Raw genomic sequence first — 25542 nt, forward strand, 5'->3', positions numbered from 1 at the left:
ACAATGCCCGACCCAAAAAATAAAAAACGGTTTCTTTTTTTTCGTCAACTCGCGTTCCCGCTGCGGATTTTTCTGCTCATTCTGGTCGTTTCTGTTTTCATCATCGCCGCGTTAGCCCGCTATTTTTCCGCCAGCTTTGAAGACTATCTGGCATCGCATGTCAGGGATATGGCGATGAACCAGGCAAAAATTATCGCCTCTAACGACAGTATCATCACGGCCGTGAAACACCGGGATTACAGGCGGCTGGCGACCATCGCGGACAAACTACAAAGCGACACCGATTTTGATTATGTGGTCATCGGCGACAAAAACTCGATTCGCCTCTACCATCCTAACCCGGAAAAAATTGGTTATCCGATGCAGTTCACGAAACCCGGCGCGCTGGAGAACGGTGAGAGCTATTTCATCACCGGCAAGGGGTCTATTGGTATGGCGATGCGCGCTAAAACGCCGATATTTGACGACAATGGCAACGTGATCGGCGTGGTTTCCATCGGTTATCTGGTCAGTAAAATTGACAGCTGGCGACTGGATTTTTTACTGCCGATGGCGGGCGTATTCGTCCTGCTGCTGGTGGTGCTTATGCTGCTTTCCTGGTTTTTCGCCGCCCACATTCGCCGCCAGATGCTGGGGATGGAGCCAAAGCAGATTGCGCGCGTTGTGCGCCAGCAGGAGGCATTATTCAGTTCAGTGTATGAAGGATTAATTGCAGTCGACCCGGAAGGGCACATTACCGCCATTAACCGCAACGCGCGAAAAATGCTGGGGCTGCGTTCGCCGGGGCGGCAATGGCTGGGTAAGTCGATAGAGACGGTTGTTAATCCTGCGGACTTCTTCACACAGCAGATTGCGGAAAAACGCCAGGATGTGATGGCGAATTTCAATGGGTTGAGCGTTATTGCCAATCGTGAGGCCATTCGCTCCGGGGATGAATTACTGGGGGCGATCATCAGCTTTCGCAGCAAGGATGAAATTTCCACCCTGAACGCCCAACTGACGCAAATAAAACAGTATGTGGAGAGCCTGAGAACGCTGCGTCATGAACACCTGAACTGGATGTCGACGCTCAACGGTCTGCTCCAGATGAAAGAGTATGATCGGGTCAGGGAAATGGTGCAGGGCGAGTCGCAGGCGCAACAGCAACTGATCGATAGTCTACGCAGCGCGTTTGCCGATCGCCAGGTCGCCGGTCTGCTGTTCGGCAAAGTCCAGCGGGCGCGGGAGCTGGGGCTAAAAATGACGATCGTACCCGGGAGTCAACTGCACCGACTCCCGGAAGGGCTTGATAGCACCGAATTTGCCGCGATTGTCGGCAATCTTCTCGATAACGCGTTTGAAGCCAGTTTGCGTACCCGGGAAGGGAATAACGTCGTTGAACTCTATTTGAGCGACGAAGGGGACGATGTGGTGATTGAAGTTGCCGATCAGGGATGCGGCGTTCCTGAATCTCTGCGCGAAAAAATATTTGAACAGGGTGTCAGCACCCGAACCGATGAACCAGGCGAACATGGCATCGGGCTGTATCTGATTGCAAGTTATGTGGGGCGCTGTGGCGGGGTGATTACGCTGGAAGATAATGATCCCTGTGGCACCTTGTTTTCTCTATTTCTTCCGAAAGTGAAAAAAAACGATGACGGAACCATTAACCCTATTGATCGTTGAGGATGAAACGCTGCTGGCGGAAATGCATGCGGAATATATCCGCCATATTCCCGGTTTCAGCCAGATATGGCTGGCGGGCAATCTGGCGCAGGCCCGTATGATGATCGAACGTTTTAAACCCGGGCTTATTCTGTTGGATAACTATCTGCCGGATGGGAAAGGCATCACGCTGCTGCATGAACTGATGCAGGCGCGCTATCCCGGCGGAATTGTGTTTACCACGGCCGCCAGTGATATGGAAACCGTCTCCGAAGCGGTGCGCTGGGGGGCGTTTGATTATCTGGTGAAGCCGATTGCCTATGAGCGTCTGGGGCAGACGCTTACGCGGTATCAGCAACGCCGGCGTATGCTGGCGGGTAACGATAGCGCCAGCCAGCGGCAGATTGACGAGATGTTTAATGCCTATGCGCGAGGGGAGCCAAAAGGTGATTTGCCGACCGGGATTGATGCTCTGACGCTGAATGCCGTGCTGAAGCTGTTTAGCGACCCAGCGACGCGCCATACGGCTGAGACGGTGGCGCAGGCGCTGACGATCAGCCGTACCACATCCCGGCGGTATCTGGAGTATTGCGCCAGTCAGCATTTGATTATTGCCGAGATTATTCACGGAAAAGTGGGCAGGCCGCAGCGTATTTACCACGGTTGAATTCGGGATTGGCCAATCGCCCGGTGGCGCTATGCTTACCGGGCCTACGGGTAAGATTTGTAGGCCGGATAAGGCGTTACGCCGCCATCCGGCGAATCGTCTACAAATTAATTCGCTTAACCACCCGCCACAGCGGAAGAAGTGCCTGGCACCATCACTTCAGTTGCAATAATGACAACCAGCAGCCCGACCATAACCGGAACGGAAGTACGCTTCACCACTTCAAACGGCGAAATCTTCGCCATCCCTGCCACCGCAACGACGACGCCAGAGACCGGGGAGATCGTGCGCCCCAGATTTGAAGCCTGCAACATCGGAATGGACAGGTAAGCCGGGTTAATACCGGAAGAGTGCGCCAGTTTGGGAATCATTTCGACAAAGGCATAGAAAGGCGCGTTACCGGAACCGGTGGTCATTGCCGCGAGCATGGTCAGGATCACCAGTACCAGCATGAGGATAATACTGGCGGAGCCAAACGAGGTGGCGATAGAGATCAGACTCTGGATGAAACCGATAGTGCTCAGCCCCTGAGCGAATACCCCGGCTGCGACCAGCAGCATCACCACGCCCGCAAACGCGTCAGCCATCCCGCGGTACGCGACTTCCAGACCGGAAAAGACTTTCTGTGTATTGAATCCGCGAATGAACTCCAGCACGGCAGCGAGCAGCATACAGATGACGAGAATAGTAATAATGTGCAGCTGCGGACCCCATTTACCATCAAAAACCAGAACGCCGATAATCGGTGTGAATGGCAGAATGGCGTAAAACGCCGGGGCGGTGGTGGTAATTTCGTTTACATCCAGCATTTCATGGGAGATGTTCTCTTTTTTATCCAGATAACGCTGCCAGAAAAAGTGGGCAATCGCCATACCGATAATGGCGGCAATGGAGATCGGCAGGGTCGTTTTAAAGGCAAAATCAATCAACGGCATCTCAGCCGCTTTTGCCGCCAGAACCACGTCGCCCGAGGTCGGAGAAAGGATGATCGCTGCGGGGGAAGCGCAGATGGCGGCGGCAGCGCCACGGCTGATCCCGACGTTAACCATCACCGGGAAGAGCGTTGCCATCAACAATACGCCAAGCCCTGTTGCCGAAGAGACCGCCAGCGACATCAGGCAGGCGACAAAATAGGCGGCGATCATCAGCAGGTAAGGTGAGTTAATGTATTGCAGCGGTTTGGAGGCCAGTTTTACAACCATGTCGTTTGCGCCGATATGCGTCATGTAGGCGGCGAAACCGCACAGCATCATGATCATCATACCGAGGTCGCCACCACGGCTCATCAACAGAATCTTAATGTATTCAACGATGTCCGTCGCGGTATAGCCGGTACTGGTTTCACTGGCGGGCAGGACTTTATGCCCCATTAACGCGCTGATAATCAGCAGCACCAGGCCGCCCACAAAGAGCACGCCGGTTGCTGAATAACCTTTAATGATGTAGCGCGCTACACCCACAATAACCATAACCCCAATAAGGAGTTCAATAAACGTTAGCATTGTTTCCCCTGTCGCCTGGACGCCCAGAAAGTAAGAATAAAAAAGGAACAGAAAGTGGTGTGAAAATGTGCCGAATAAACCGCTTCCCCTTGCTGATTAAAATCAAGAAAAGGACGGATTAAACGTCCTGTGTTGTTATTTTTTCATGCAGGCAACGAATATGAAATCTCTCAGGTGAAAAATTTACGTAGAAACGTATTTGTTTTGTATTTGTTATTTTTATGGAAATGTAATGTTAATGATGGGGTGGTGTACAGAATTATAACAGGCCAGATTCCCTTTCCTGATGATAAAAAGTTTCAGTAAACGGCGATGATCCGTATGAAATAAACGGGAAATAAGCGGGTTCGTTATTGCAAAGGGGAGTTTTCTGATTTTTCGTTACCTGTTTTTTGTTAAGATTCCATTCAGGTTCGTTTTGCTACGATCGGTATTGAACTCCAGGATGGTAATTAAGTTGTGATTGTCGCTAAAAAATATTTTCTTGTTCTTTCATTTCTCTTTGTGCAATTCGCCCTTCTGCCCCAGGCCTTTTCAGCAGATAAAGGCTGGTTTGATACGCTGAAAGATAATGTGTCGGAAACCTGGCAACAACCCGAGCATTATGATTTGTACGTGCCGGCCATTACCTGGCATGCGCGGTTTGCCTACGATAAAGAAAAAACGGATCGCTACAATGAGCGCCCGTGGGGGGCAGGGTTTGGTCAGTCACGCTGGGATGATAAAGGCAACTGGCATGGGCTTTACATCATGGCGTTTAAAGACTCCTTCAATAAGTGGGAGCCTATCGGCGGTTACGGTTGGGAAAAAACCTGGCGACCTCTGGCAGATGAAAACTTCCACATGGGGCTGGGATTTACCGCTGGCGCAACGGCGCGTGATAACTGGAAGTACATTCCGGTGCCGGTTCTGTTGCCGTTAGCCTCGATAGGCTACGGTCCGGCAACGTTCCAGATGACTTACATCCCCGGTACGTATAACAACGGTAACGTCTACTTTGCCTGGATGCGTTTCCAGTTTTGATGAGTGATATGCCTGGTTAGTGGTATATAAAATAGCGTTATAAAACAATAGGTAGTACAAAAAATCTAAAAAATAACGCGATATTTATCACTTTTTGGCAAAGTTGGACTGGACAAAATGCACCACAATTGATGTACTGGTACCCGACACAGCATTTGTGTCTATTTTTCATGTAAAGGTAATTTTGATGTCTAAGATTAAAGGTAACGTTAAGTGGTTTAATGAATCCAAAGGATTCGGTTTCATTACTCCGGAAGATGGCAGCAAAGACGTGTTCGTACACTTCTCTGCAATCCAGACTAATGGTTTTAAAACTCTGGCTGAAGGTCAGCGCGTAGAGTTCGAAATCACTAACGGTGCCAAAGGCCCTTCTGCTGCTAACGTAATCGCTCTGTAAGCATACGACAGCAAGAATTCCAAAACCCGCCAACTGGCGGGTTTTTTTATGCCCTTAATGCGCGGTGGATGCCGAAAACAGCCAAAACGCAAGCGCGGTCATGGCAAATGACCCGAGCAGGTTGACCAGTATATTCACCATCGCCCAGCCAAAACGCCCATCCTGGAGCAAAAAAACAACTTCCGCTGAGAAGGTGGAAAACGTGGTCAGGCCGCCGCAAAAACCGGTGGTAATCAACACCTTCCACATCGGATCAATATTCGTCATGCGACTAAATAAGGCGAAGCCCATACCGATGATGAAGGCGCCGATCAAATTCGCCGTCAGGGTGCCGAACGGAATGGACTGATGAAGCGGATTAAACCGCATACTCAACATCCATCTCGCTACGCTTCCTGTACCACCGCCAATAAAAACTGCTAAAAGGAGTTGTAACACTGAATATTCCTGCTATTTGATTGTATATGGGATGAGTGTAACGCCGAATAAACATCTTTGGCGAGTTTAACGAATCTGGTCGGAGGGGAGTATGCTCGTTGCAGCAGGACAATTTGCCGTGGCGTCGGTCTGGGAAAAGAACGCCGAAACATGCGTTTCGTTAATGTCTCAGGCGGCAGAAAATGGCGTTTCCTTACTGGTGTTGCCTGAGGCGCTGCTGGCTCGCGACGATCGCGATCCCGATCTGTCGGTTAAGTCCGCGCAGCTACTGGAGGGCGGATTTTTGCGCTGCTTACTGCGTGAGAGTGCGCGCAATACGATGACGACAATCCTGACGATTCATGTTCCTTCAACGCCGGGGCGGGCATTCAACATGCAGGTTGCGTTGTGCGGGGGAAAGATTGTTGCGCATTACGCCAAGCTGCATTTGTACGATGCCTTTTCGATTCAGGAGTCCCGCAGCGTTGATGCAGGCGACACCATTGCCCCGCTGCTGGATGTTGAGGGGATCAAAGTCGGGTTAATGACCTGCTATGACCTGCGCTTCCCGGAGCTGGCTCTGGCGCTGGCTTTGCAGGGGGCTGACATTCTGGTGCTGCCTGCCGCCTGGGTAAGAGGGGCGCTGAAAGAGCATCACTGGGCGACCTTGCTGGCGGCAAGAGCGCTGGATTCAACCTGCTACATCGTTGCCGCAGGGGAGTGCGGCAACAAAAATATCGGTCAAAGCCGAATCGTCGATCCGTTTGGCGTCACAATAGCCGCTGCGGCAGAGACTCCGGCGCTGATTATGGCCGAGGTCTCCGCCGAGCGCGTCAGGCAAGTTCGGGCGCAACTTCCCGTTTTACGTAACCGTCGTTTTGCGCCACCGCAATTATTATGATGTTTTTTTAAACTAAGCTTGATTCACCTTGTTACAGATTGCTATTGTGTGCGCGCGTCGAATGACCGTTAATATTCTCAGGTTAATATGGCGCGTTAAGCCGCCTGATTTTAAGTCAAGAAGGTATCTATGGGTGAGATTAGTATTACCAAACTGCTGGTGGTTGCCGCACTGGTCGTTCTGCTGTTTGGTACCAGGAAGTTACGTACGCTGGGCGGAGACCTGGGCACGGCAATTAAAGGTTTCAAAAAGGCGATGAATGATGAAGACGCTGGCGCGAAAAAAGAAGCGGGCGGCGATATTCAGGCTGAGAAACTCTCTCATAAAGAGTGATCATGACGCGAGCAGGATGCTCCTTCATCTGACTCTGAAGAGAAAAAACCCGCGTTTAAGCGGGTTTTTTATGCGTTAAATGTAAGCGAGTATTACTCGATCACTTCACTTCCAGTCCTTTCGCCTGCATGTCTGCATGGTAAGAAGAACGAACAAACGGCCCGCAAGCGGCATGGGTAAAGCCCATCGCCATGGCTTCGGCTTTCATCTCATCGAACTCTTCCGGGCTAACATAACGCTGTACCGGCAGGTGATGGCGGCTTGGCTGTAAATACTGGCCCAGCGTCAGCATGGTGACGCCATGACGGCGCAAGTCGCGCATAACCTCAATGATTTCAGCGTTGGTTTCTCCCAGACCGACCATCAGACCCGATTTGGTTGGGATTTCCGGGTGGGCCTCTTTGAAACGCTCCAGCAGCTTCAGCGACCAGTTGTAATCGGCGCCTGGGCGTACCTGACGATAGACACGCGGTACGTTTTCAAGGTTATGGTTGAAGACATCTGGCGGAGTGGCGTTAAGGATCTCCAGTGCGCGATCCATACGACCACGGAAGTCAGGCACCAGCGTTTCAATTTTAATTGCCGGGCTTTTTTCACGAATCGCGGTAATGCAGTCAGCAAAGTGCTGAGCGCCGCCATCGCGCAGATCATCGCGGTCAACGGAGGTGATAACCACATAGCGTAACGCCATATCTGCAATCGTCTGAGCCAGTTTTAACGGTTCGTTGGTATCCGGGGCGACAGGGCGGCCGTGGGCAACGTCACAGAACGGGCAACGGCGGGTACAAATCGCGCCGAGGATCATAAAGGTGGCGGTTCCGTGATTGAAACATTCCGCCAGGTTAGGGCAAGAGGCTTCCTCGCAGACAGAATGCAGGCCATTTTTGCGCATTGCCGCTTTGATGCCCTGGATACGAGTGGAGTCCGCTGGAAGCTTTATTTTCATCCATTCCGGTTTACGCAGCAGGGCTTCGCGCTCTGTTGCCACATTTTTAACCGGGATAAGGGCCATCTTATCGGCATCGCGGTATTTGACACCGCGTTCCATCACAATGGGTTTACTCATAGCGTGCGTGTTCCAGTTGCGAATAACGAAGGAAAGCGTTTCAATTCAAGGGAATGTTGTATTTATCAACTATTTTTGAATTAACTACAGGCAGTATATCATTGAAACGGGCCATAAAGCAGCCTGAGTGGTCGGCAAAATGTAAAATAGTTGTTGTTTTGTGCCATTTGCCCAACATCTCCTGTGACTAAGCAGCAACATCTCCGGTTCGAAACGCATCGCGTATTACATCAATAACATTCTCCAGCACCGGGTCACGCAAGCTTAATTTGTTGTAATGCAGCGAAAAGTCGATTATCTCATCGCTCAGTGGCGCATAGGGAATGCGCTTGAGCGGCCAGCAACGGCTAAATAAGGTGTAGAACCGGGTAGGCATCATCCCCAGCAGGTCGCTGCTGGCGATGAGTGAGGCAATGGTGAAGATGTTGTAGCTGCTAAAGTTGATTTGTCGTTCAGGGAAGAGGTCCTGGATACGCTGACGCACCAGGCTGAAATTCTGCCCTTCGAGCATCAGCAGAGTATGGTCGACCGCTTTCAGCTTCTCTTCGGTTAGCGGGGCGGAAAGTGAAGGGTGATCCTGGCGACAAACCAGCTCAACAGTATCGGCAAACAGCACATGGTGATGAATGGCCCGACTACTGTAGATATGGGTATCGATGACCAAATCGGTCTGAAACTGGCTGAGCTGGCATTCGGCGTCGCTTACCGGAATGTTGCGTAACAGAAGCTGCGGATACCGGGATTTGATCGCCTGATAGATGGTTGGCATGACTAACGCCCCGATAGAGGGAGGCGTGCCTATCGTGATGGTGCGCTGTTTGTCGTAACTGCCGGTCAGATCCAGCGCGCCCAGAATAGATTCCAGCCCCTGGCTAATATACTCATGCAGATGGGTGGCATAGGCCGTCGGGGTCACGCCCTGGCCTTTACGGATAAATAGCGGGTCGGGAAATATAGCGCGTAATTTTTGAATAGACTGGCTAATAGCGGATGGCGTTAAATTAAGAATTTTCGCAGCATTGACGATGCCTTTATGAACGTATACCGCTTCAAAAATAGTCAAGAGATTAAGGTCAATATTTCTCAGCGTTCTGAAAATTTGAGGTTTGTCTTCTGGCCGTTGCTCGATTAGACGTCGTCCTGGCAGATTATTATCATTCACGCTCTCGCTCCGAATTTATTCACGTTATAAATAATAGTAGGGTTTATATTTATTGCATTTTTGATTTGGCTTAAATATCGCCTGAATGTCAATATCAGTAACAATTTCAACAGGGTAACAAACAGTACATTCGGATTTTAGCCACAGCGAATCCCCTCATTCTGATGGCTGATGAGGTTGCGTCATTGACGGTTTTAGCTTAGGCATAACGAAAATATAGAAACCGGGCGGAGAAGTAAAGCATTCAAGCAATATATAGTTAATGACCCATGAATTGCGTGGGTCATTATATTTTATTGATTAAGCAGGAATATATTCATGAGGTGGATTGTTTAGCAGGGCTAAAATATTGGCCAACAGGCGAGGGGCAATATTATCCGTCGTTGCGTTATTATCCCATTGCGATATTTTCGCCATTTCCATCCCGGCATAACCGCAAGGATTGATGCGTAAGAACGGAGAGAGATCCATATTGACGTTTAATGCCAGACCATGAAAAGAGCAGCCGCGACGGATTCGTAAACCCAGTGAGCAGATCTTTTTTTCTCCCACATAAACTCCGGGCGCATCGGCTCGCGGATGCGCATCAATACCCAGTTCGGCAAGCGTATTGACGACGGTTTGTTCCAGCAGCGTTACCAGCTCCCGCACGCCCAGCTTACGGCGTTTAAGATTCAGCAGAACATACATTACCTGCTGGCCGGGGCCGTGATAGGTGACTTGCCCGCCACGATCGCTCTGGATCACCGGAATATCGCCGGGCATTAATACATGCTCCGCTTTACCGGCCTGACCCTGGGTGAAAACAGGAAAGTGCTCAACTAACCAGATCTCATCGGGCGTGTTTTCATCGCGGGTATCGGTGAATTCGTGCATGGCCTGGGAAACGGGTTCGTAGGGCTGAAGACCGAGCTGGCGGACAAGAATTTTATCCTGATACAAAACGGCATCTCCGTAGAGAATGAACAAAAGAGGGAGAAAAGTATATCACAGCGGGGGAGGATGTTACCCGGGCAACGCCGGGTAACGAACGGATGTATTACAGCACCATACGAACGATATCGATATTACCCAGTTCTTCGTACAGTGTTTCAACCTGCTCGATATGGGTTGCGTTGATGGTGATAGAGACCGAGTGGTAGTTACCTTTGCTGCTCGGTTTTACCGTCGGGGAGTAATCACCTGGCGCATGGCGCTGTACCACTTCAACCACCTGATCAACCAGCTCAGGCAACGCCTGCCCCATTACTTTGTAAGTAAATGGCGTAGGGAATTCAAGCAGTTCGTTAAGTTTGGTTTTCATGTCAGCTCCGGCATTACATCAAAAAATAATAACTCCCACAGCGTGTGGGAGTTATCAGGATACTCAGTATATGGGGATGGAAATCACACTTTCAAGTGCTTAATTTTTAACCAAACCAGTGATGGAACATTAATTTAATGTAATCAATGATTTTGCCGAAGAAGTTACCTTCAGGAATTTCCTGTAGTACCACCAGCGGGCGCTGCTCAATGGTTTTGCCATCCAATTGGAAGTTGATTGTGCCGACGACCTGGTTTTTCTGCAACGGGGCATGCAGTTCCGCCGTGTTCAGCACATAGCTGGCTTTCAGATCTTTCATGCGGCCGCGAGGGATAGTCAGATAGACGTCTTTATCCACACCCAGCGAGGCGCGGTCGGTGTCGCCAAACCAGGCCGGTTCAGAGGCAAACTCTTTCCCGACTTTCAGCGGGTTCACGGTTTCAAAGAAGCGGAAGCCCCAGGTCAGCAGTTTTTTGCTTTCTGTTTCACGACCTTTGTAGGTACGTCCACCCATCACCGCAGAGATCAGGCGCATCTGGCCTTCAGTTGCCGACGCCACGAGGTTGTAGCCTGCTTTATCCGTGTGGCCGGTTTTGATCCCGTCAACGTTCAGGCTGTTGTCCCACAGCAGACCATTGCGGTTTAACTGGCGAATCCCGTTGAAGGTGAACTCTTTTTCTTTGTAGATAGAGTATTCGTTTGGCACATCGCGGATTAACGCCTGGCCGATCAGCGCCATGTCGCGCGCAGAGCTGTATTGTCCATCAGCATCCAGGCCATGAACGGTCTGGAAGTGGGTGTTTTTCAGACCCAGGGCATTCACATAGCTGTTCATCAGCCCGACGAAGGCATCCTGGCTGCCGGCGGCAAAGTCGGCCATCGCCACGCAGGCGTCGTTGCCGGATTGCAGGTTAATACCACGGATTAACTGGGAAACAGGAACTTGCATACCCGGTTTCAGGAACATCAGGGACGAGCCTTTAAATACCGGGTTGCCGGTAGCCCAGGCGTCGTTGCCGATCGTCACCAGATCGGTTTCTTTAAATTTCCCTGCTTTCATCGCCTGGCCGATGACATAGCTGGTCATCATTTTGGTCAGGCTGGCGGGATCGCGGCGCGTATCCGCATTTTGTTCCGCCAGCACTTTGCCGGAGTTGTAGTCGATCAGGATATACGACTCCGCATCGATCTGCGGAACGCCTGGGATCATGGTTTTGATATTCAGGTCATCGGCATGCGCGCTTGTGATAAAGGCGGCGCAAAGAGCCGTGGTGAGCGCCATGCGCTGCATGAAACGAGCGGAAAAAGTGGTCTTCATGGTCTGAACTACGACGTCCGTGATGGAATTAAAAAAAGTGCCCTACTATAGCAAAAGCATAACCGGCAGGCATCTGACTTTCCGCGTGACTTTGTTAATGTCATTTACAGAAATTGACAATTCAGATGCCCTTTGCAGGCTACTGCGCGCTGGCGATAAAGGACTGTAACTGGGCTTCAGATTGCAGACGCTGCTGCAACGCGCTGGCTTCAGTTTTGCTGGCGAATGGCCCAAGCTGAATGCGCCAGACCGCGCCGTTTTGCATCACACGCCCCGGTACGCCAAACTGCTGGCTTAAACGCTGCTGGTACTGCTGCGCGCGCGTTTGATCGCTGACCGCGCCAACCTGAACCACGAAACCGCTGCTTGCGGCGGCCGGAGCTGGAGCCGGCGTCGGGGCAGCGACTGCGCCCTGAGTCGAACCAGGAGCCGTTACCGGCGCGGCGGGTGTCGCTACGGCGGGCTGTGGCGCGGGCGTTGGTTCGCTGCCTTCGAGCACCCCGGAGGCGAGCGTGGTCGGCGCGCCAAGGAAGCCGCTGCTGTTGACCGGTGCGCCGCTCGGGTCATCGCTTTTCAGCGTCGAATTGCTTATCGCCCGGACATCGCCTTGCGGCTGTACCGATTCCGGCGCGGAAGAGACGCTGCCCATGCCGCCGCTTAAATCAGGGCGCGCGGGCAGGGCGTAGGTCTGTTTCGCCACTGTCGTGCAGGCCATGCCTGGCCCTGACAGTGAACCATCCTGCGCAACGATAATGGGATCAACGCGGACTTTGGTGTTATTCGACGTATTCAGACGATCGGCCGCCGCGCGGGAGAGTGAAATCACCCGATCGTTACCGTAAGGGCCGCGATCGTTAATGCGTACCACGATCATCCGGCCATTCGCCAGATTCGTGATTCGCGCATAGCTCGGGATCGGCAGCGTTGGATGCGCAGCGGTGAGCTGCATCGGGTCAAACGCTTCGCCTGATGCGGTCAAATTGCTGCCGGGTTCCGCATCATAAATGGCGGCAAGCCCGGCCTGGCTAAAGCGAGACGGGTCCTGGACAATTTTGTAGCTTCTACCGTCTCGTTGATAATCCTGATTTGCTGTCGGGCTCAGAGGTTCATAACGTGGCTCCGCCCCGCCGATCTCAACAATCGGCCCGTTACACACCGCAGGCTGCGGCGCGACGGCAACCTGCTGCTGACCATCATCACTCGAACACGCCGCGAGTAACATTATTCCTGCCGCGACGCAGACTCCTGGCAACTGCTTACGCATTGCGCACCCCTTACACGCTTTTCGACAACATTTTTCTGTGGGTGTGGATCGACATAACAATCCCGAACCCGGCCATCAGCACTATCAGTGCGGAGCCTCCGTAACTGACCAGCGGGAGTGGAACCCCTACAACGGGCAGAATACCGCTCACCATACCAATATTTACGAAGACATAAACGAATAATATCAACATTAAACCACCGGCCATCACGCGGCCAAAGGTGGTTTGCGCGCGGGCAGCGATCCACAGTCCGCGCATAATCAGCAGAATGTAGAGCGCCAGCAGGATTAATATTCCCACCAGGCCTAACTCTTCCGCCAGTACGGCGAAGATAAAGTCGGTGTGGCGTTCGGGTAAAAACTCAAGCTGCGACTGAGTGCCGTGCAGCCAGCCTTTACCGCGCAGGCCGCCGGAGCCAATCGCAATTTTAGACTGGATGATATGATAACCCGCGCCTAAAGGGTCGGTCTCCGGGTCGAGAAGCATCATGACGCGCTGGCGCTGATAATCATGCATCAGGAAGAACCACATGATCGGGATAAACGCGGCAATCAGCACCACCGCAATGCCGATTAAACGCCAGCTCAAACCAGACAAAAACAGCACGAACAGGCCGGAAAGGGCGACCAGAATCGAGGTGCCCAGGTCAGGCTGCGCGGCGACCAGCAGAGTCGGCATAAAAATCAATACCAGCGCGATAGCCGTGTTTTTCAGCGACGGCGGGCAGACATCACGGTTGATAAAGCGCGCCACCATCAGGGGGACGGCGATCTTGGCGATTTCAGAAGGCTGAAAACGGACGATCCCCAGATCCAGCCAGCGTTGCGCTCCTTTGGATATCGCCCCGAAGGCGTCTACCGCCACCAGCAGGATGATGCAGAAAATATAGAGATAGGGCGCCCATCCTTCGTAGACACGAGGCGGGATTTGCGCCATCACCACCATAATGACCAGACCCATCGCGATCTGACCGATTTTTCGCTCCATCATGCCAATATCCTGGCCGCTGGCGCTCCAGATGACTAATGAACTGTAAACCAGCAGCGCCAGCAGAATCAGTAACATCGTGGGATCGATATGGATTTTATCCCAGAATGTTTTTTTGTTCGGATTATCCGTCACGATTATTGGTCCTCCGCCGCTGCAACCGCCGGGTTTTCCGCAGGCAAATTGGTGTTGTTGTCGCCCAACATGATGTGGTCAAGAATCTGACGCATGATTGTACCGACAGCCGGGCCCGCGCCGCCGTTTTCCAGGATTATGGCGACAGCAACCTGGGGATTGTTATACGGCGCGAATGCCGTCATCAGTTTATGGTCGCGTAGTCGTTCAGCAATTTTGTGCGCGTTGTAGGTTTCGTTGGCTTTCAGGCCAAAGACCTGCGCCGTACCAGACTTCGCGGCGATTTTATACGGCGCGCTGGCGAAATATTTATGCGCAGTGCCGTTAGCGCGGTTTGCGACGCCGTACATGCCGTCTTTGGCAATTTCCCAGTAACCGGAGTGAATATCGCCGACAGGCGGTTCGTGCGGCTGTACCCACGGCACCTGCTTGCCATTCTCCGCCGTGCTCATCAGCAGATGCGGCACTTTTACCACCCCGTCGTTAATCAGGATCATCAGCGCCTTGCTCATCTGGATCGGGGTCGCCGTCCAGTAACCCTGGCCGATGCCCACCGGGATGGTATCGCCCTGATACCACGGCTTTTTAAAGCGTTTTTGCTTCCACTCACGGGTTGGCATATTGCCGGAACGCTCTTCAGCCAGATCGATGCCGGTATATTCCCCGTATCCAAATTTGCTCATCCACTCGGAGAGTCGGTCTATCCCCATGTCATAGGCCACCTGGTAGAAGAAGGTATCCGCTGACTCTTCAAGGGATTTGGTGATGTTCAGATGACCGTGACCCCATTTTTTCCAGTCGCGGTAACGCTTCTCAGAACCCGGCAACTGCCACCATCCGGGGTCGAACAGGCTGGTATTGCGGGTGATCACCCCAGCGCTTAAAGCGGACACCGCGACATACGGTTTAACCGTTGAGGCCGGCGGGTAAACACCTTGCGTCGCCCGGTTAACCAGCGGCGTATTCGGGTCGTTGAGCAACCCTGAGTAATCTTTGCTGGAGATGCCATCCACAAACAGGTTCGGGTCGTAGCTCGGCATGGAAACCAGCGCCAGTACACCGCCTGTCCGTGGGTCGGTTACGATCACAGCGGCGCGGCTGCCCGCCAGCAGCGTTTCAATATATTGCTGGAGTTTCAGGTCAATTGTGAGATGGATGTCATGCCCGGCCTGCGGCGGCACTTCTTTAAGCTGACGGATGACGCGGCCACGGTTGTTGACTTCAACTTCTTCATAACCCGTCTGGCCGTGCAGCACCTCTTCGTAATAGCGCTCAATCCCCAGCTTGCCGATATCGTGCGTGGCGGCGTAGTTGGCCAGCTTACCGTCTTTATCAAGGCGTTCGACGTCTTTATCGTTAATCTTCGAAACGTAGCCGATGACGTGGGTCAGCGCGGAGTTGTAAGGATAGTAGCGGCGCTTGTAGCCTTTCACTTCCACGCCAGGAAAACGGTACTGATTGACGGCAAAACGCGCGACCTGCACTTCGGTCAGGTTCGTTTTGACGGGAATAGAGGTAAAACGGTGTGAACGTGCGCGCTCTTTCTTGAACGCGGCAATGTCATCGTCGTTCAAATCGACTACGCTGCGTAACGCATCCAGCGTTTGCTGAACGTTATCGACCTTCTCCGGCATCATTTCTATCTGATAAATAGTGCGGTTGAGGGCGAGGGGGATGCCGTTACGGTCATAGATGATCCCACGGCTGGGGGCGATGGGGACCAGTTTGATGCGGTTTTCGTTCGAGCGGGTCTGGTAATCGGTAAAACGCACGATTTGCAGATTATAAAGGTTGGCGATGAGCACGCCGGTCAGCAGCAAAATACCCAAAAAAGCGACCAGCGCCCGGCGCACGAACAGCGCGGACTCAGCCGTATAGTCGCGAAAAGAATTCTGTAGTTTCATCCGCTGCTTAATCTACTCAAGGCTTAATAATCACTCACGGTGATAAGGGTGGTTGGTGGTAATGCTCCACGCCCGGTACAGACTCTCTGCCACCAGCACCCGAACCAGCGGGTGGGGGAGGGTTAACGCAGAAAGTGACCAGCTTTGTTCCGCCGCCGCTTTACAGGCCGGAGACAACCCCTCAGGGCCGCCAATCAGGAGACTGACGTCGCGACCATCCAGCTTCCAGCGCTCCAGCTCAGTCGCCAGCTGCGGCGTGTCCCAGGGTTTCCCTGGGATATCAAGGGTGACGATACGGTTTTTGCCTGCGGCCGCCAGCATCTGCTCACCCTCTTTGTCGAGAATACGTTTAATATCCGCGTTCTTGCCGCGTTTGCCCGCTGGAATTTCGATCAGCTCAAACGGCATGTCTTTCGGAAAACGCCGGAGATACTCCGTAAAACCGGTTTGTACCCAGTCGGGCATTTTCGTACCGACAGCGACAAGTTGAAGCTTCACGCATTAACTCCAGAGTTTTTCCAGTTCATACAGGCGACGGCTCTCTTCCTGCATGACATGGACAATCACATCACCCAGGTCAACGACAATCCAGTCGGCTACGCTTTCACCTTCAACGCCAAGCGGCAACATGCCCGCCGCGCGAGATTCCTGTACAACGTGGTCAGCAATAGACATAACGTGACGGCTGGATGTACCGGTGCAGATAATCATGCAGTCGGTGATACTGGATTTACCCTGAACATCTAAGGTGATGATGTCCTGACCTTTCAGGTCATCAATTTTGTCGATTACAAAATCCTGGAGTGCTTTACCCTGCAAGTTTTCCCCCTGGGTATTACGGATGAATATAAATAAGCCTGTCAGTATACCTGAACCCGAGGCGATGTCGGGACTAATGTCATCAACGGGCGTTTAAAAGTGGGTTATCATCCCATCCCGCACAACAGATTGCATCGCCATTTTTGTAAAACAATTTCTGCAAAGCTCTGAAGGGCGGGAGAAGTCTGGCGCGGAGGATAGCAGCCTGTCAGGGGGTGTCAATGGTCGAAACGCCCCCGAGGAGAAAAAACAGAAATATCACTCGCCGTGATGCCAGACGGCCCGACTGTTTAACACCTTCAGCGTGGCGAAATCTTCACAAAAATCAATGGCGCTCCAGCATCCTTGCTCAACCCTGAAATGCCATAATGAGGCGGCGGGCATGGACAATAATCGCGCGATTATGAGACTCAGAACCCCCTGGTGGCTCACGACCAGCAGGTTTTTATTATCTTTATAATCAGCAAGTTGTGCAATAAAGCGCTCTACGCGTTGTGAGAATGCCTGGAAGCCTTCCCCATTGGTCGGGACGGCGTTCTGCCAGTCGGTGCACCAGGCCGCGTAACTTGCTGCGTCTTCGCGGCTCAGATCGCGGTGATGACGCATCTCCCAGTCGCCAAAAAACATCTCGTTAAGCTCCGGGAACAGGCGCTGCGGTACGTCGCGGTCGTGAAGCACCAGCCGCGCCGTGTGGCGGGCGCGTTCCAGTTCGCTACAGAATACGTTGTCGAAGGGGACATTGCGCAGCAGGTTATTCAGCGTTTGCGCCTGGGCTATCCCTTTTTCTGTCAGCGGAGTGGGGGCGTGGCCGCTGTATAATCCGGCTACATTAGCTTCGGTTTCCCCATGACGAACTAACCAGAGTCGCATGTTTTTCCTCGTGATACGTATTCGCGCAAAATATGATATTCACCCTGATTGCGCAGCGCTTTTTCACTAAAATAGACTTTTTATCGGAGGCAAGATGCCTTTACTGAAGAGTGCGCATGGCGGTAACACCCGGGAAGCCGCCGCATTGTTGGGCATCTCGCCTGAACAGTTGCTGGATTTTAGCGCAAATATTAATCCTCTGGGTATGCCAGGGCGCTTAAAACGCGCGCTTATCGACAATCTTGCCTGCGCGGAGCGGTATCCTGATGTGGATTATCAGCATCTGCACCAGGCGCTGGCGCAGCACCATCAGATCCCCGCGTCATGGCTCCTGGCCGGAAATGGCGAGACGGAATCCATCTTCACGCTGGTTCACGGGTTGAAGCCGCGTCATGCCATGATCGTCACGCCGGGCTTTGCCGAGTATCGCCGTGCGCTACAGTGGGGCGCGTGTGAGATACATGAATTTGCGCTTCGCGAAGCCGATGGCTGGCAACTCACGGACGCCATTCTGAATGCGCTGACCCCGGATCTGGACTGCCTGTTTCTCTGTACGCCAAATAATCCAACCGGACTCCTGCCTGCTCGCGAACTGTTACTGGCTATTGCGGAGCGCTGTAAGACGCAGGGGATCGCGCTGATCCTGGATGAGGCGTTTATCGATTTTATTCCGGGTGAAGAGGGTTTTATTCCGCTGTTGCAGGGCAACCCGCATATCTGGGTGCTGCGTTCGCTCACCAAATTTTACGCCATTCCGGGGCTGCGGCTGGGCTATCTGGTGAACAGCGACGAGCAGGCGGTCGCGCGAATGAGAGCGCAACAGATGCCCTGGTCAATCAACGCGTTTGCGGCGCTGGCCGGAGAGGTTATCTTGCAGGATGCCGCCTATCACCAGGCGACCTGGCAGTGGCTGGAGGAGGAGGGGCAACGCTTCCGTCAGCGGTTACATGCGTTTCCTGAGCTAACGGTTTATCCCGGTCGGGCGAATTATCTTTTATTACGCTGTGAGCGGGAAGGCCTGGATTTGCAACGTGCCTTGCTGGAGAAGCACATTCTGATCCGCAGCTGTGCTAACTATCCGGGGCTTGACGCGCGTTATTACCGGGTGGCGATTCGCAGTCAGGAAGATAACCGCCGCCTGCTGACGGCGCTGGCGGAAGTCTTTACCGATACAACCCTTGCTGGTTGATGTAGTTCAGGACGGATTCCGGCATGAGATCGTCGCACGGTTCGCCTTTCTCCAGCCGCTCGCGGATAAGGGTGGCGGAGATATTGAACCAGGGCGTTTCAGCCAGATAAATTTTACCCGCCGGGAGCGCGTGCAGATCGTCCGGCGTATGGGTTAAATGGCGCTCCAGCCACTGCTGATGCTGCTCTTTCACCATCTCAAGCGGGTAGCCGGGGCGTCGGCAAACGATCAGGTGAGTGTTGTCCAGAATGGTTTCATAGTCATGCCAGGTCGGGAACGTCAGTAAGGAGTCCTGGCCGATGATAAACGCCAGCGGCGCGTCCGGGCCTTGCTCTTCCCGCCACTCTTTCAGCGTTTGCGCGGTGTAAGAGGCGGTATCGCGTTTGAGTTCGCGCTCATCCAGGATAAACAGCGGTTTGTCGGCGATAGCCAGCTCAAGCATATATTTACGCTGTGCGCTGGACGCTTCAGGCTGTGGACGATGGGGCGGTACGTTATTGGGCATGATAATCACCCGCGACAGGCCAATCAGATTGGCCAGCGTTTCCACGGGCTTGAGATGACCATAATGCACGGGATCAAAGGTGCCGCCGAACAGAGCCTGTAACGATTTCATATCAACCATCAATAAAAACATCTGCCAGCGCTTTGTGGCAGAGAAGAAGAGAAAGCCCCTCCAGCTCAGCCCACACTGACTGTCCATAATCTTGTTTTAGCGTAATTTCCGTCCGCGTCAACAGTTGCACTGCCTGGCGAAGCTGGGTCTGCTGGAGCCGATTCAACGCATCGCCAATCATGCCGCGACGGTTTTGCCATACCCGATGTTTATCAAACAGCGTGCGCAGAGGCGTATGGGCGGATTGCCGTTTAAGGTTAACCAGCATCAGTAATTCGCGTTGCAGGGTGCGCAGCAGGATCACGGGCTCACTGCCTTCAAGGCGCAGTTGCTGCAAAATATGCAGGGCGCGTTTGCTTTTGCCCATCAATAACGCATCCACCCAATGGTATGGCGTGAAGTGCGCCGCGTCGTTGACGGCCTGCTCTACGCGTGGAAGCGTGAGCTTACCGTCAGGCCAGAGGAGTGAAAGCCGCTCCAGCGCCTGCGCCAGCGCCAGCAGGTTGCCTTCGTAGCAATAACACAGCAGCTGATTCGCGGCGTCATCCAGTTGCAAATTATTCTGCTTTGCTCTGGCGGCAACCCAGCGCGGTAGCTGCGCCTGCTCCGGCGTCTGACAGCTTACCTGCACGCCAGTGCCCGCCAGCGAGGTATACCAGGCGGCGTTTTCCTGGGCTTTGGTGAGCTTGTTTCCGCGCACGATCAGCAGCAGGTCGTCATGCAGCAAACCGCTGAGCGTTGCGAGCTGTTCATTGATCGCCGCATTCGGGCCATTTTCCGGTAGCAACAACAGCAGCGTTTGACGGCTGGCAAACAGGCTCATTGCCTGACACTGCGAGAACAGAGTTCCCCAGTCGGTGCTGGTGTCGATCGTAAAGGCGTGGTGTTCTTCGAACCCTTGCGCAGCGGCCGTCAGACGAATAGCGTCCTGGCTTTCCTGCAACAAGAGAGGGTCGTTGCCCAGGAGCAAATACGCCGCGCGCAGCCCTTCATTGAGCTGTGCGCGGAGTTGTTCAGGGTACAACCGGATCATCAGTTACCCAGCGTGGTGGACACGCGTGCCGGGGAAGATGCTGGCGTCGCCGTGGTGTTTTCAGCGGCGTCCGCGTTTTCCTGGGATGACTGAGCATCAGCGACATGGATACTCGGCAGCTTGCGAATCAACTGTTCGGCCGCTTTGTCATACATCTCTTTGATGATCATATCCTGTTCATTATCCTTCGCCAGCGCGGTTTGCGGGTTATCAAAGAATGAACGGTACACTTTCGTGCTGATCGGATAAATATCATGACCCGGGATCAGAACGCTTGCACTGACGCTCATGACCATCTGGTATTCCGCCGTACGGCCATCCTGGAACACGGAGGCGGTATCTTTAGAGATACTGGTCCGGCCAAGGCGCAGTGACGGAACATCCTGGCGCGTTGTATCTTTTTCAAGCAATTCAATATTGTTAAGACGCAGTTGGTTACGTACCGCCCGGCTTAATGGTCCATTCGGATCGCTTGTATCAAGAATCATAGTTTTCATCGTGCTGGGCACCTGCGTAGTGCTACGCAGATGCCAGCCGCACCCGGCGGTGACCAGCACCGCCAGGGATAACAACAATGTTGTCAGATGTCGCACGCTTCCTCCCGCGCTTAGCCAACGACCAAATTGAGGAGTTTACCCGGAACGTAAATCACTTTACGCACGGTAACGCCATCAAGATATTTTGCGACCAAATGTTCCTGGCCTGCACGTTCACGAACCTGTTCTTCAGTGGCGTTCACCGGTACGGTGATTTTGCCACGGACTTTACCGTTCACCTGAACCACAACCAACGTAGAGTCTTCTACCATTGCTTTGTCGTCAGCGACCGGCCACGGCGCGTTATCGATATCGCCTTCGCCTTTCAGCGCTTCCCACAGCGTGAAGCAAGCATGTGGGGTGAACGGGTTGAGCATACGCACGACAGCCAGCAGCGCTTCCTGCATCAGGGCGCGATCCTGCTCGCCTTCCTGCGGCGCTTTCGCCAGTTTGTTCATCAGCTCCATAATTGCGGCAATCGCGGTGTTGAAGGTCTGACGGCGGCCGATATCATCGGTCACTTTCGCGATGGTTTTGTGGACGTCGCGACGCAGCGCTTTCTGATCTTCGCTCAGCGCATCAACGTTCAGTGCCGCAACCTCGCCTTTCGCGGTGTGTTCATAGACCAGTTTCCAGACGCGTTTCAGGAAGCGGTTTGCCCCTTCCACGCCAGATTCCTGCCATTCCAGCGTCATATCGGCCGGAGAAGCAAACATCATGAACAGACGCACGGTGTCCGCGCCGTAACGCTCAACCATTACCTGCGGGTCGATGCCGTTGTTTTTGGACTTGGACATCTTGCTCATGCCGGTGTACACCAGCTCATGGCCCGCCGCGTCTTTCGCCTTAACGATGCGGCCTTTCTCGTCGCGCTCAACGATGGCATCAACCGGGGAAACCCAGTTACGCTCGCCGTTTTCGCCTACATAGTAGAACGCGTCTGCCAGCACCATACCCTGGCACAGCAGCTGTTTCGCCGGTTCGTCAGAGTTCACCATGCCTGCGTCGCGCATCAGCTTGTGGAAGAAGCGGAAGTAGAGCAGGTGCATGATCGCGTGTTCAATACCGCCGATGTAGATATCGACCGGCAGCCAGTAATTTGCTGCTTCCGGGTCCAGCATCCCTTCGTTGTACTGCGGGCAGGTGTAGCGCGCGTAGTACCAGGAGGACTCCATAAAGGTGTCAAAAGTGTCGGTTTCACGCAACGCAGGCTGACCGTTAACGGTGGTTTTCGCCCACTCAGGATCGGCTTTGATCGGGCTGGTGATGCCGTCCATGACGACGTCTTCCGGCAGGATGACCGGCAGTTGATCTTCCGGGGTCGGCAGAACGGTGCCGTCTTCCAGAGTCACCATCGGAATCGGCGCGCCCCAGTAACGCTGACGGGAAACGCCCCAGTCGCGCAGACGGTAGTTGACTTTACGCTCGCCGACGCCTTTCGCCGCCAGTTTATCGGCAATCGCGTTGAAGGCGTCTTCAAAGCCCAGACCGTTAAACTCGCCGGAGTTAAACAGTACGCCTTTCTCGGTCAGCGCCTGTTCGGACAGATCCGGTTCAGAGCCGTCCGCCGCCAGGATAACCGGCTTGATGGTCAGGCCATATTTGGTGGCAAATTCGTAGTCACGCTGATCGTGGCCCGGAACGGCCATGACCGCACCAGTACCGTACTCCATCAGCACGAAGTTGGCGGCCCATACCGGGATCGCTTCGCCGGTCAGTGGGTGAATGGCTTTAAAACCGGTGTCGACGCCTTTTTTCTCCATCGTCGCCATATCGGCTTCCGCCACTTTGGTGTTGCGGCATTCGTCGATAAAGGCAGCCAGTTCCGGGTTGTTGGCAGCCGCTTTCTGCGCCAGCGGGTGACCTGCGGCGACCGCCAGGTAAGTGGCGCCCATGAACGTGTCTGGACGCGTGGTGTACACCGTCAGCGTATTGTCGTAGCCGTTCACGTCAAAGGTGATCTCGACGCCTTCAGAACGGCCGATCCAGTTACGCTGCATGGTTTTAACGGTGTCTGGCCAGTGATCCAGTTTATCCAGATCGTTCAGCAGTTCGTCAGCGTAGGCGGTGATCTTAATGAACCACTGCGGGATCTCTTTACGCTCAACTTTGGTGTCGCAGCGCCAGCAGCAGCCGTCGATAACCTGCTCGTTCGCCAGTACGGTCTGGTCGTTCGGGCACCAGTTCACCGCAGAGGTCTTTTTGTACACCAGGCCTTTTTTATACAGCTCGGTGAAGAATTTCTGCTCCCAACGGTAGTATTCCGGGGTGCAGGTCGCCAGCTCGCGGCTCCAGTCATAGCCGAAGCCCAGCATTTTGAGCTGGTTTTTCATATAGGCGATGTTGTCATAGGTCCACGGCGCCGGCGCCGTGTTGTTTTTCACCGCCGCGCCTTCAGCAGGCAGACCGAATGCATCCCAGCCGATGGGCTGTAGAACGTTTTTACCCAGCATGCGCTGGTAGCGGGCAATCACATCACCGATGGTGTAGTTACGCACATGGCCCATGTGTAGTCGACCAGAAGGATAGGGAAGCATCGACAGGCAGTAATACTTCTCTTTGCTCTCGTCTTCGGTTACTTCAAAGGTGCGCTTCTCGTCCCAGTGTTGCTGGACTTTTGATTCTATCTCTTCCGGGCGGTATTGCTCTTGCATGGCAGCCAGTGGTCCTGTTTTCATTACGGCTACAAACGTAGCGTTAGATGTGGTGTTTCAGATCCGCATAGCATAGCCCAAACGCCCGCGCCAAAACAGCCTTTCGCGCATTCTGCATTGAATTCCCGCCATGCTAATCCTTGCATGAATTTACACACTCTGTGGGCGGTCTTGCAAAGCGCGGCGTAAATAACGTCTATTATTATAGACAGTTAACGACCCAAGAGGCGAAGCGATGAACAAGGTTGCTCAATATTACCGTGAACTGGTGACGTCATTAAGCGAACGCCTGCGTAATGGCGAACGCGATATTGACGCGCTGGTGGAACAGGCGCGTCAGAGCGTAATGAAAGCAGGGGAGTTAACGCGAATCGAGGTGGACGAACTGACGCGCGCCGTCAGACGCGACCTGGAAGAGTTCGCCATGAGCTACGAGGAGAGCCAGGAAGAGGAGAGCGACAGCGTCTTTATGCGGGTGATTAAAGAGAGCCTCTGGCAGGAGCTGGCGGACATCACCGACAAAACGCAACTGGAGTGGCGCGAAGTGTTCCAGGATCTCAATCACCACGGGGTCTACCACAGCGGCGAGGTGGTCGGCTTAGGCAACCTTGTGTGCGAGAAGTGTCATTACCATTTAGCGGTGTATACGCCGGATGTACTGCCGCTGTGCCCGAAATGCGGCCACGACCAGTTCCAGCGCAGACCGTTTGAGCCGTAATCGGCAGTGCCGGATGGCGACGCGAAGCGTCTTATCCGGCCTACAAATTGTACGCTGATGTAGGCCGGATAAGCGTTAGCGCCATCCGGCTGGTTATGATGCGTAGAACGCCAGCCTCTCCGCCAGTAAATCCACAAAGCCCTGCCGGTCGATATCGACCATGACCGTCGCATTCGGTTTATTGCCCGTCAGGAAGTAATAATCCACGACCGTCATTCCCTGGGTGTATTTCCCCTGAGTCTCCACGCCGACCCAACGTTCAACGGTGGTGAAAAGCTCGGGTTTTAGCAGCCAGGCGATGGTGCAAGGGTCATGCAACGGCGCGCCGGTAAAGCCCCACTTTTCGTCTTTGTGATATTCGAGGAAGAAATCCAGCAACTCCGCCACGATCGTGGAAACAGGGTTGCCCGTCGCCCGGAAACGCTCGGTATCTTCAGCGTGAATCTGCGCTTTGTGCGTTACGTCCAGCCCGGCCATCACCACGGGAATCCCTGACTGGAAAACAATCTCTGCCGCTTCGGGATCGACGTAAATATTGAATTCTGCCGCTGGCGTCCAGTTACCTAATCCCATCGCGCCGCCCATGATCACAATACGGGCGATTTTACGGTGCAATTCTGGATAGCTGTTCAGCAGCAAGGCGACGTTGGTTTGCGGCCCGGTGGCGACGATGGTTACCGGTTCCGGGCTTTCGCGCAGGGTTTTCGCCATCAGCTCAACGGCGGTGCAGGTCTGCGGCGCAAATGACGGCTCCGGTAGCGCCGGGCCGTCCAGTCCGCTTTCGCCGTGTACGTTATCGGCGATGATCAGATCGCGCATCAGCGGTTTTATCGCGCCGCCCGCGACAGGAATATCGGTACGCCCCAGTAGCGTCAGCATACGCAATACGTTACGCAGCGTTTTGTCAGGCGTCTGGTTACCGGCGGAAGAGGTGATCGCTTTCACATCCAGTTCAGGCGATGCGAGGGCGAGAACAATTGCGATGGCGTCGTCATGACCTGGATCGCAATCAAAAAGGACTGGAAGTGCCATTGTTGCTCCTTGTAAGTGGTACTTTGTGACAAGGGTAACGCCGGGATGAGT

At 53.6% G+C, this 25542-nt stretch carries 26 protein-coding genes; 8 read left to right on the plus strand and 18 right to left on the minus strand.

Features of this window, described 5'->3' with window-relative positions; all coding sequences use genetic code 11:
• Positions 1-3: 3 nt before the first annotated feature.
• Positions 4-1665 (plus strand): sensor histidine kinase DpiB, encoded by a 1662-nt coding sequence (gene dpiB, locus OGX84_RS18225; protein ID WP_012133368.1) that lies wholly within the window; start codon positions 4-6, stop codon positions 1663-1665.
• On the plus strand, positions 1634-2311 hold the full coding sequence (dpiA, locus tag OGX84_RS18230; RefSeq protein WP_012133367.1) for a two-component response regulator DpiA: 678 nt from the start codon (positions 1634-1636) through the stop codon (positions 2309-2311). Before dpiB ends, dpiA begins: the two co-directional genes overlap by 32 nt.
• Positions 2312-2427: 116 nt before the next feature.
• Here the strand turns inward: dpiA and dcuC are convergent, their stop codons facing one another.
• Positions 2428-3813 carry an anaerobic C4-dicarboxylate transporter DcuC gene (dcuC, locus tag OGX84_RS18235; RefSeq protein ID WP_012133365.1) on the minus strand — a complete coding sequence of 462 codons (1386 nt, stop codon included), beginning with the start codon at positions 3811-3813 and terminating at the stop codon, positions 2428-2430.
• A 459-nt stretch (positions 3814-4272) separates the two neighbouring features.
• Between dcuC and pagP the strand changes: the two genes are divergently transcribed.
• Together pagP and cspE are read left to right on the plus strand one after the other, a co-directional pair.
• Positions 4273-4836 (plus strand): lipid IV(A) palmitoyltransferase PagP, encoded by a 564-nt coding sequence (gene pagP / locus OGX84_RS18240; protein WP_012133363.1) that lies wholly within the window; start codon positions 4273-4275, stop codon positions 4834-4836.
• Between the two features lie 187 nt (positions 4837-5023).
• A complete protein-coding gene (cspE, locus tag OGX84_RS18245; RefSeq protein WP_000034825.1) occupies positions 5024-5233 on the plus strand; it encodes a transcription antiterminator/RNA stability regulator CspE in 210 nt (69 codons plus the stop codon).
• Between the two features lie 54 nt (positions 5234-5287).
• On the opposite strand, the gene crcB is transcribed toward cspE, so the two are convergent.
• Positions 5288-5671 carry a fluoride efflux transporter CrcB gene (gene crcB / locus OGX84_RS18250; protein ID WP_024130549.1) on the minus strand — a complete coding sequence of 128 codons (384 nt, stop codon included), beginning with the start codon at positions 5669-5671 and terminating at the stop codon, positions 5288-5290.
• A gap of 91 nt (positions 5672-5762) precedes the next feature.
• On the opposite strand from crcB, the gene OGX84_RS18255 reads away from it, so the two are divergent.
• Positions 5763-6551 (plus strand): deaminated glutathione amidase, encoded by a 789-nt coding sequence (locus tag OGX84_RS18255; protein WP_047458198.1) that lies wholly within the window; start codon positions 5763-5765, stop codon positions 6549-6551.
• Between the two features lie 129 nt (positions 6552-6680).
• Complete coding sequence (gene tatE, locus OGX84_RS18260; protein WP_012133359.1) at positions 6681-6884, plus strand: twin-arginine translocase subunit TatE; 204 nt, start codon at positions 6681-6683, stop codon at positions 6882-6884.
• Between the two features lie 100 nt (positions 6885-6984).
• Here tatE and lipA read toward each other — a convergent pair whose 3' ends face one another.
• The 11 genes from lipA to OGX84_RS18315 form a co-directional block, all read right to left on the minus strand.
• Positions 6985-7950 carry a lipoyl synthase gene (gene lipA / locus OGX84_RS18265; protein ID WP_012133358.1) on the minus strand — a complete coding sequence of 322 codons (966 nt, stop codon included), beginning with the start codon at positions 7948-7950 and terminating at the stop codon, positions 6985-6987.
• A gap of 187 nt (positions 7951-8137) precedes the next feature.
• Positions 8138-9112: a YbeF family transcriptional regulator gene (locus OGX84_RS18270; protein WP_112002163.1), complete on the minus strand. Its 975-nt coding sequence runs from the start codon at positions 9110-9112 to the stop codon at positions 8138-8140.
• 300 nt (positions 9113-9412) lie between these two features.
• Positions 9413-10054 carry a lipoyl(octanoyl) transferase LipB gene (gene lipB / locus OGX84_RS18275; protein ID WP_047458192.1) on the minus strand — a complete coding sequence of 214 codons (642 nt, stop codon included), beginning with the start codon at positions 10052-10054 and terminating at the stop codon, positions 9413-9415.
• 97 nt (positions 10055-10151) lie between these two features.
• Positions 10152-10415 (minus strand): DUF493 family protein YbeD, encoded by a 264-nt coding sequence (gene ybeD, locus OGX84_RS18280; RefSeq protein ID WP_000850547.1) that lies wholly within the window; start codon positions 10413-10415, stop codon positions 10152-10154.
• 106 nt (positions 10416-10521) lie between these two features.
• Positions 10522-11733, minus strand: coding sequence for a D-alanyl-D-alanine carboxypeptidase DacA (gene dacA / locus OGX84_RS18285; protein ID WP_012133355.1), 1212 nt, complete (start codon positions 11731-11733; stop codon positions 10522-10524).
• Between the two features lie 139 nt (positions 11734-11872).
• A complete protein-coding gene (gene rlpA / locus OGX84_RS18290) occupies positions 11873-12997 on the minus strand; it encodes an endolytic peptidoglycan transglycosylase RlpA (protein WP_115626476.1) in 1125 nt (374 codons plus the stop codon).
• Between the two features lie 10 nt (positions 12998-13007).
• A complete protein-coding gene (gene mrdB / locus OGX84_RS18295; protein WP_012133352.1) occupies positions 13008-14120 on the minus strand; it encodes a peptidoglycan glycosyltransferase MrdB in 1113 nt (370 codons plus the stop codon).
• 2 nt (positions 14121-14122) lie between these two features.
• Positions 14123-16024 carry a peptidoglycan DD-transpeptidase MrdA gene (gene mrdA / locus OGX84_RS18300; RefSeq protein ID WP_012133351.1) on the minus strand — a complete coding sequence of 634 codons (1902 nt, stop codon included), beginning with the start codon at positions 16022-16024 and terminating at the stop codon, positions 14123-14125.
• A 30-nt stretch (positions 16025-16054) separates the two neighbouring features.
• Entirely contained in the window at positions 16055-16522 is a 468-nt protein-coding gene (gene rlmH, locus OGX84_RS18305) for a 23S rRNA (pseudouridine(1915)-N(3))-methyltransferase RlmH (RefSeq protein ID WP_003022725.1), read from the minus strand.
• A 3-nt stretch (positions 16523-16525) separates the two neighbouring features.
• Positions 16526-16843 (minus strand): ribosome silencing factor, encoded by a 318-nt coding sequence (gene rsfS / locus OGX84_RS18310; protein ID WP_012133350.1) that lies wholly within the window; start codon positions 16841-16843, stop codon positions 16526-16528.
• 258 nt (positions 16844-17101) lie between these two features.
• The gene (locus OGX84_RS18315; RefSeq protein WP_200023788.1) at positions 17102-17713 is read right to left on the minus strand and encodes an adenosylcobalamin/alpha-ribazole phosphatase; all 612 of its coding nucleotides are present in this window, start codon (positions 17711-17713) and stop codon (positions 17102-17104) included.
• A gap of 94 nt (positions 17714-17807) precedes the next feature.
• Here OGX84_RS18315 and cobD point away from each other — a divergent pair, with 94 nt between their 5' ends.
• Complete coding sequence (gene cobD, locus OGX84_RS18320; RefSeq protein WP_198448371.1) at positions 17808-18902, plus strand: threonine-phosphate decarboxylase CobD; 1095 nt, start codon at positions 17808-17810, stop codon at positions 18900-18902.
• Here cobD and nadD read toward each other — a convergent pair.
• Genes nadD through leuS form a run of 4 tightly spaced genes read right to left on the minus strand, consistent with a single transcriptional unit; the run spans position 18877 to position 23741 of the window.
• A complete protein-coding gene (nadD, locus tag OGX84_RS18325; RefSeq protein ID WP_024130547.1) occupies positions 18877-19518 on the minus strand; it encodes a nicotinate-nucleotide adenylyltransferase in 642 nt (213 codons plus the stop codon). The genes cobD and nadD overlap by 26 nt on opposite strands.
• Before the next feature lies 1 nt (position 19519).
• On the minus strand, positions 19520-20551 hold the full coding sequence (gene holA / locus OGX84_RS18330) for a DNA polymerase III subunit delta (RefSeq protein WP_012133346.1): 1032 nt from the start codon (positions 20549-20551) through the stop codon (positions 19520-19522).
• On the minus strand, positions 20551-21144 hold the full coding sequence (gene lptE / locus OGX84_RS18335; protein WP_024130546.1) for an LPS assembly lipoprotein LptE: 594 nt from the start codon (positions 21142-21144) through the stop codon (positions 20551-20553). Before lptE ends, holA begins: the two co-directional genes overlap by 1 nt.
• Positions 21145-21158: 14 nt before the next feature.
• Positions 21159-23741, minus strand: a complete 2583-nt coding sequence (leuS, locus tag OGX84_RS18340; RefSeq protein ID WP_024130545.1) for a leucine--tRNA ligase — start codon at positions 23739-23741, stop codon at positions 21159-21161.
• Positions 23742-23976: 235 nt separating this feature from the next.
• Between leuS and OGX84_RS18345 the strand changes: the two genes are divergently transcribed.
• The gene (locus tag OGX84_RS18345) at positions 23977-24459 is read left to right on the plus strand and encodes a zinc ribbon-containing protein (protein ID WP_012133343.1); all 483 of its coding nucleotides are present in this window, start codon (positions 23977-23979) and stop codon (positions 24457-24459) included.
• Positions 24460-24552: 93 nt separating this feature from the next.
• On the opposite strand, the gene rihA is transcribed toward OGX84_RS18345, so the two are convergent.
• Positions 24553-25491, minus strand: a complete 939-nt coding sequence (gene rihA / locus OGX84_RS18350; protein ID WP_110494539.1) for a pyrimidine-specific ribonucleoside hydrolase RihA — start codon at positions 25489-25491, stop codon at positions 24553-24555.
• Positions 25492-25542 lie beyond the last annotated feature (51 nt).

The sequence above is a fragment of the Citrobacter sp. CK202 genome (genome assembly GCF_030333225.1).
Taxonomy (GTDB): Bacteria; Pseudomonadota; Gammaproteobacteria; order Enterobacterales; family Enterobacteriaceae; genus Citrobacter_B; species Citrobacter_B koseri.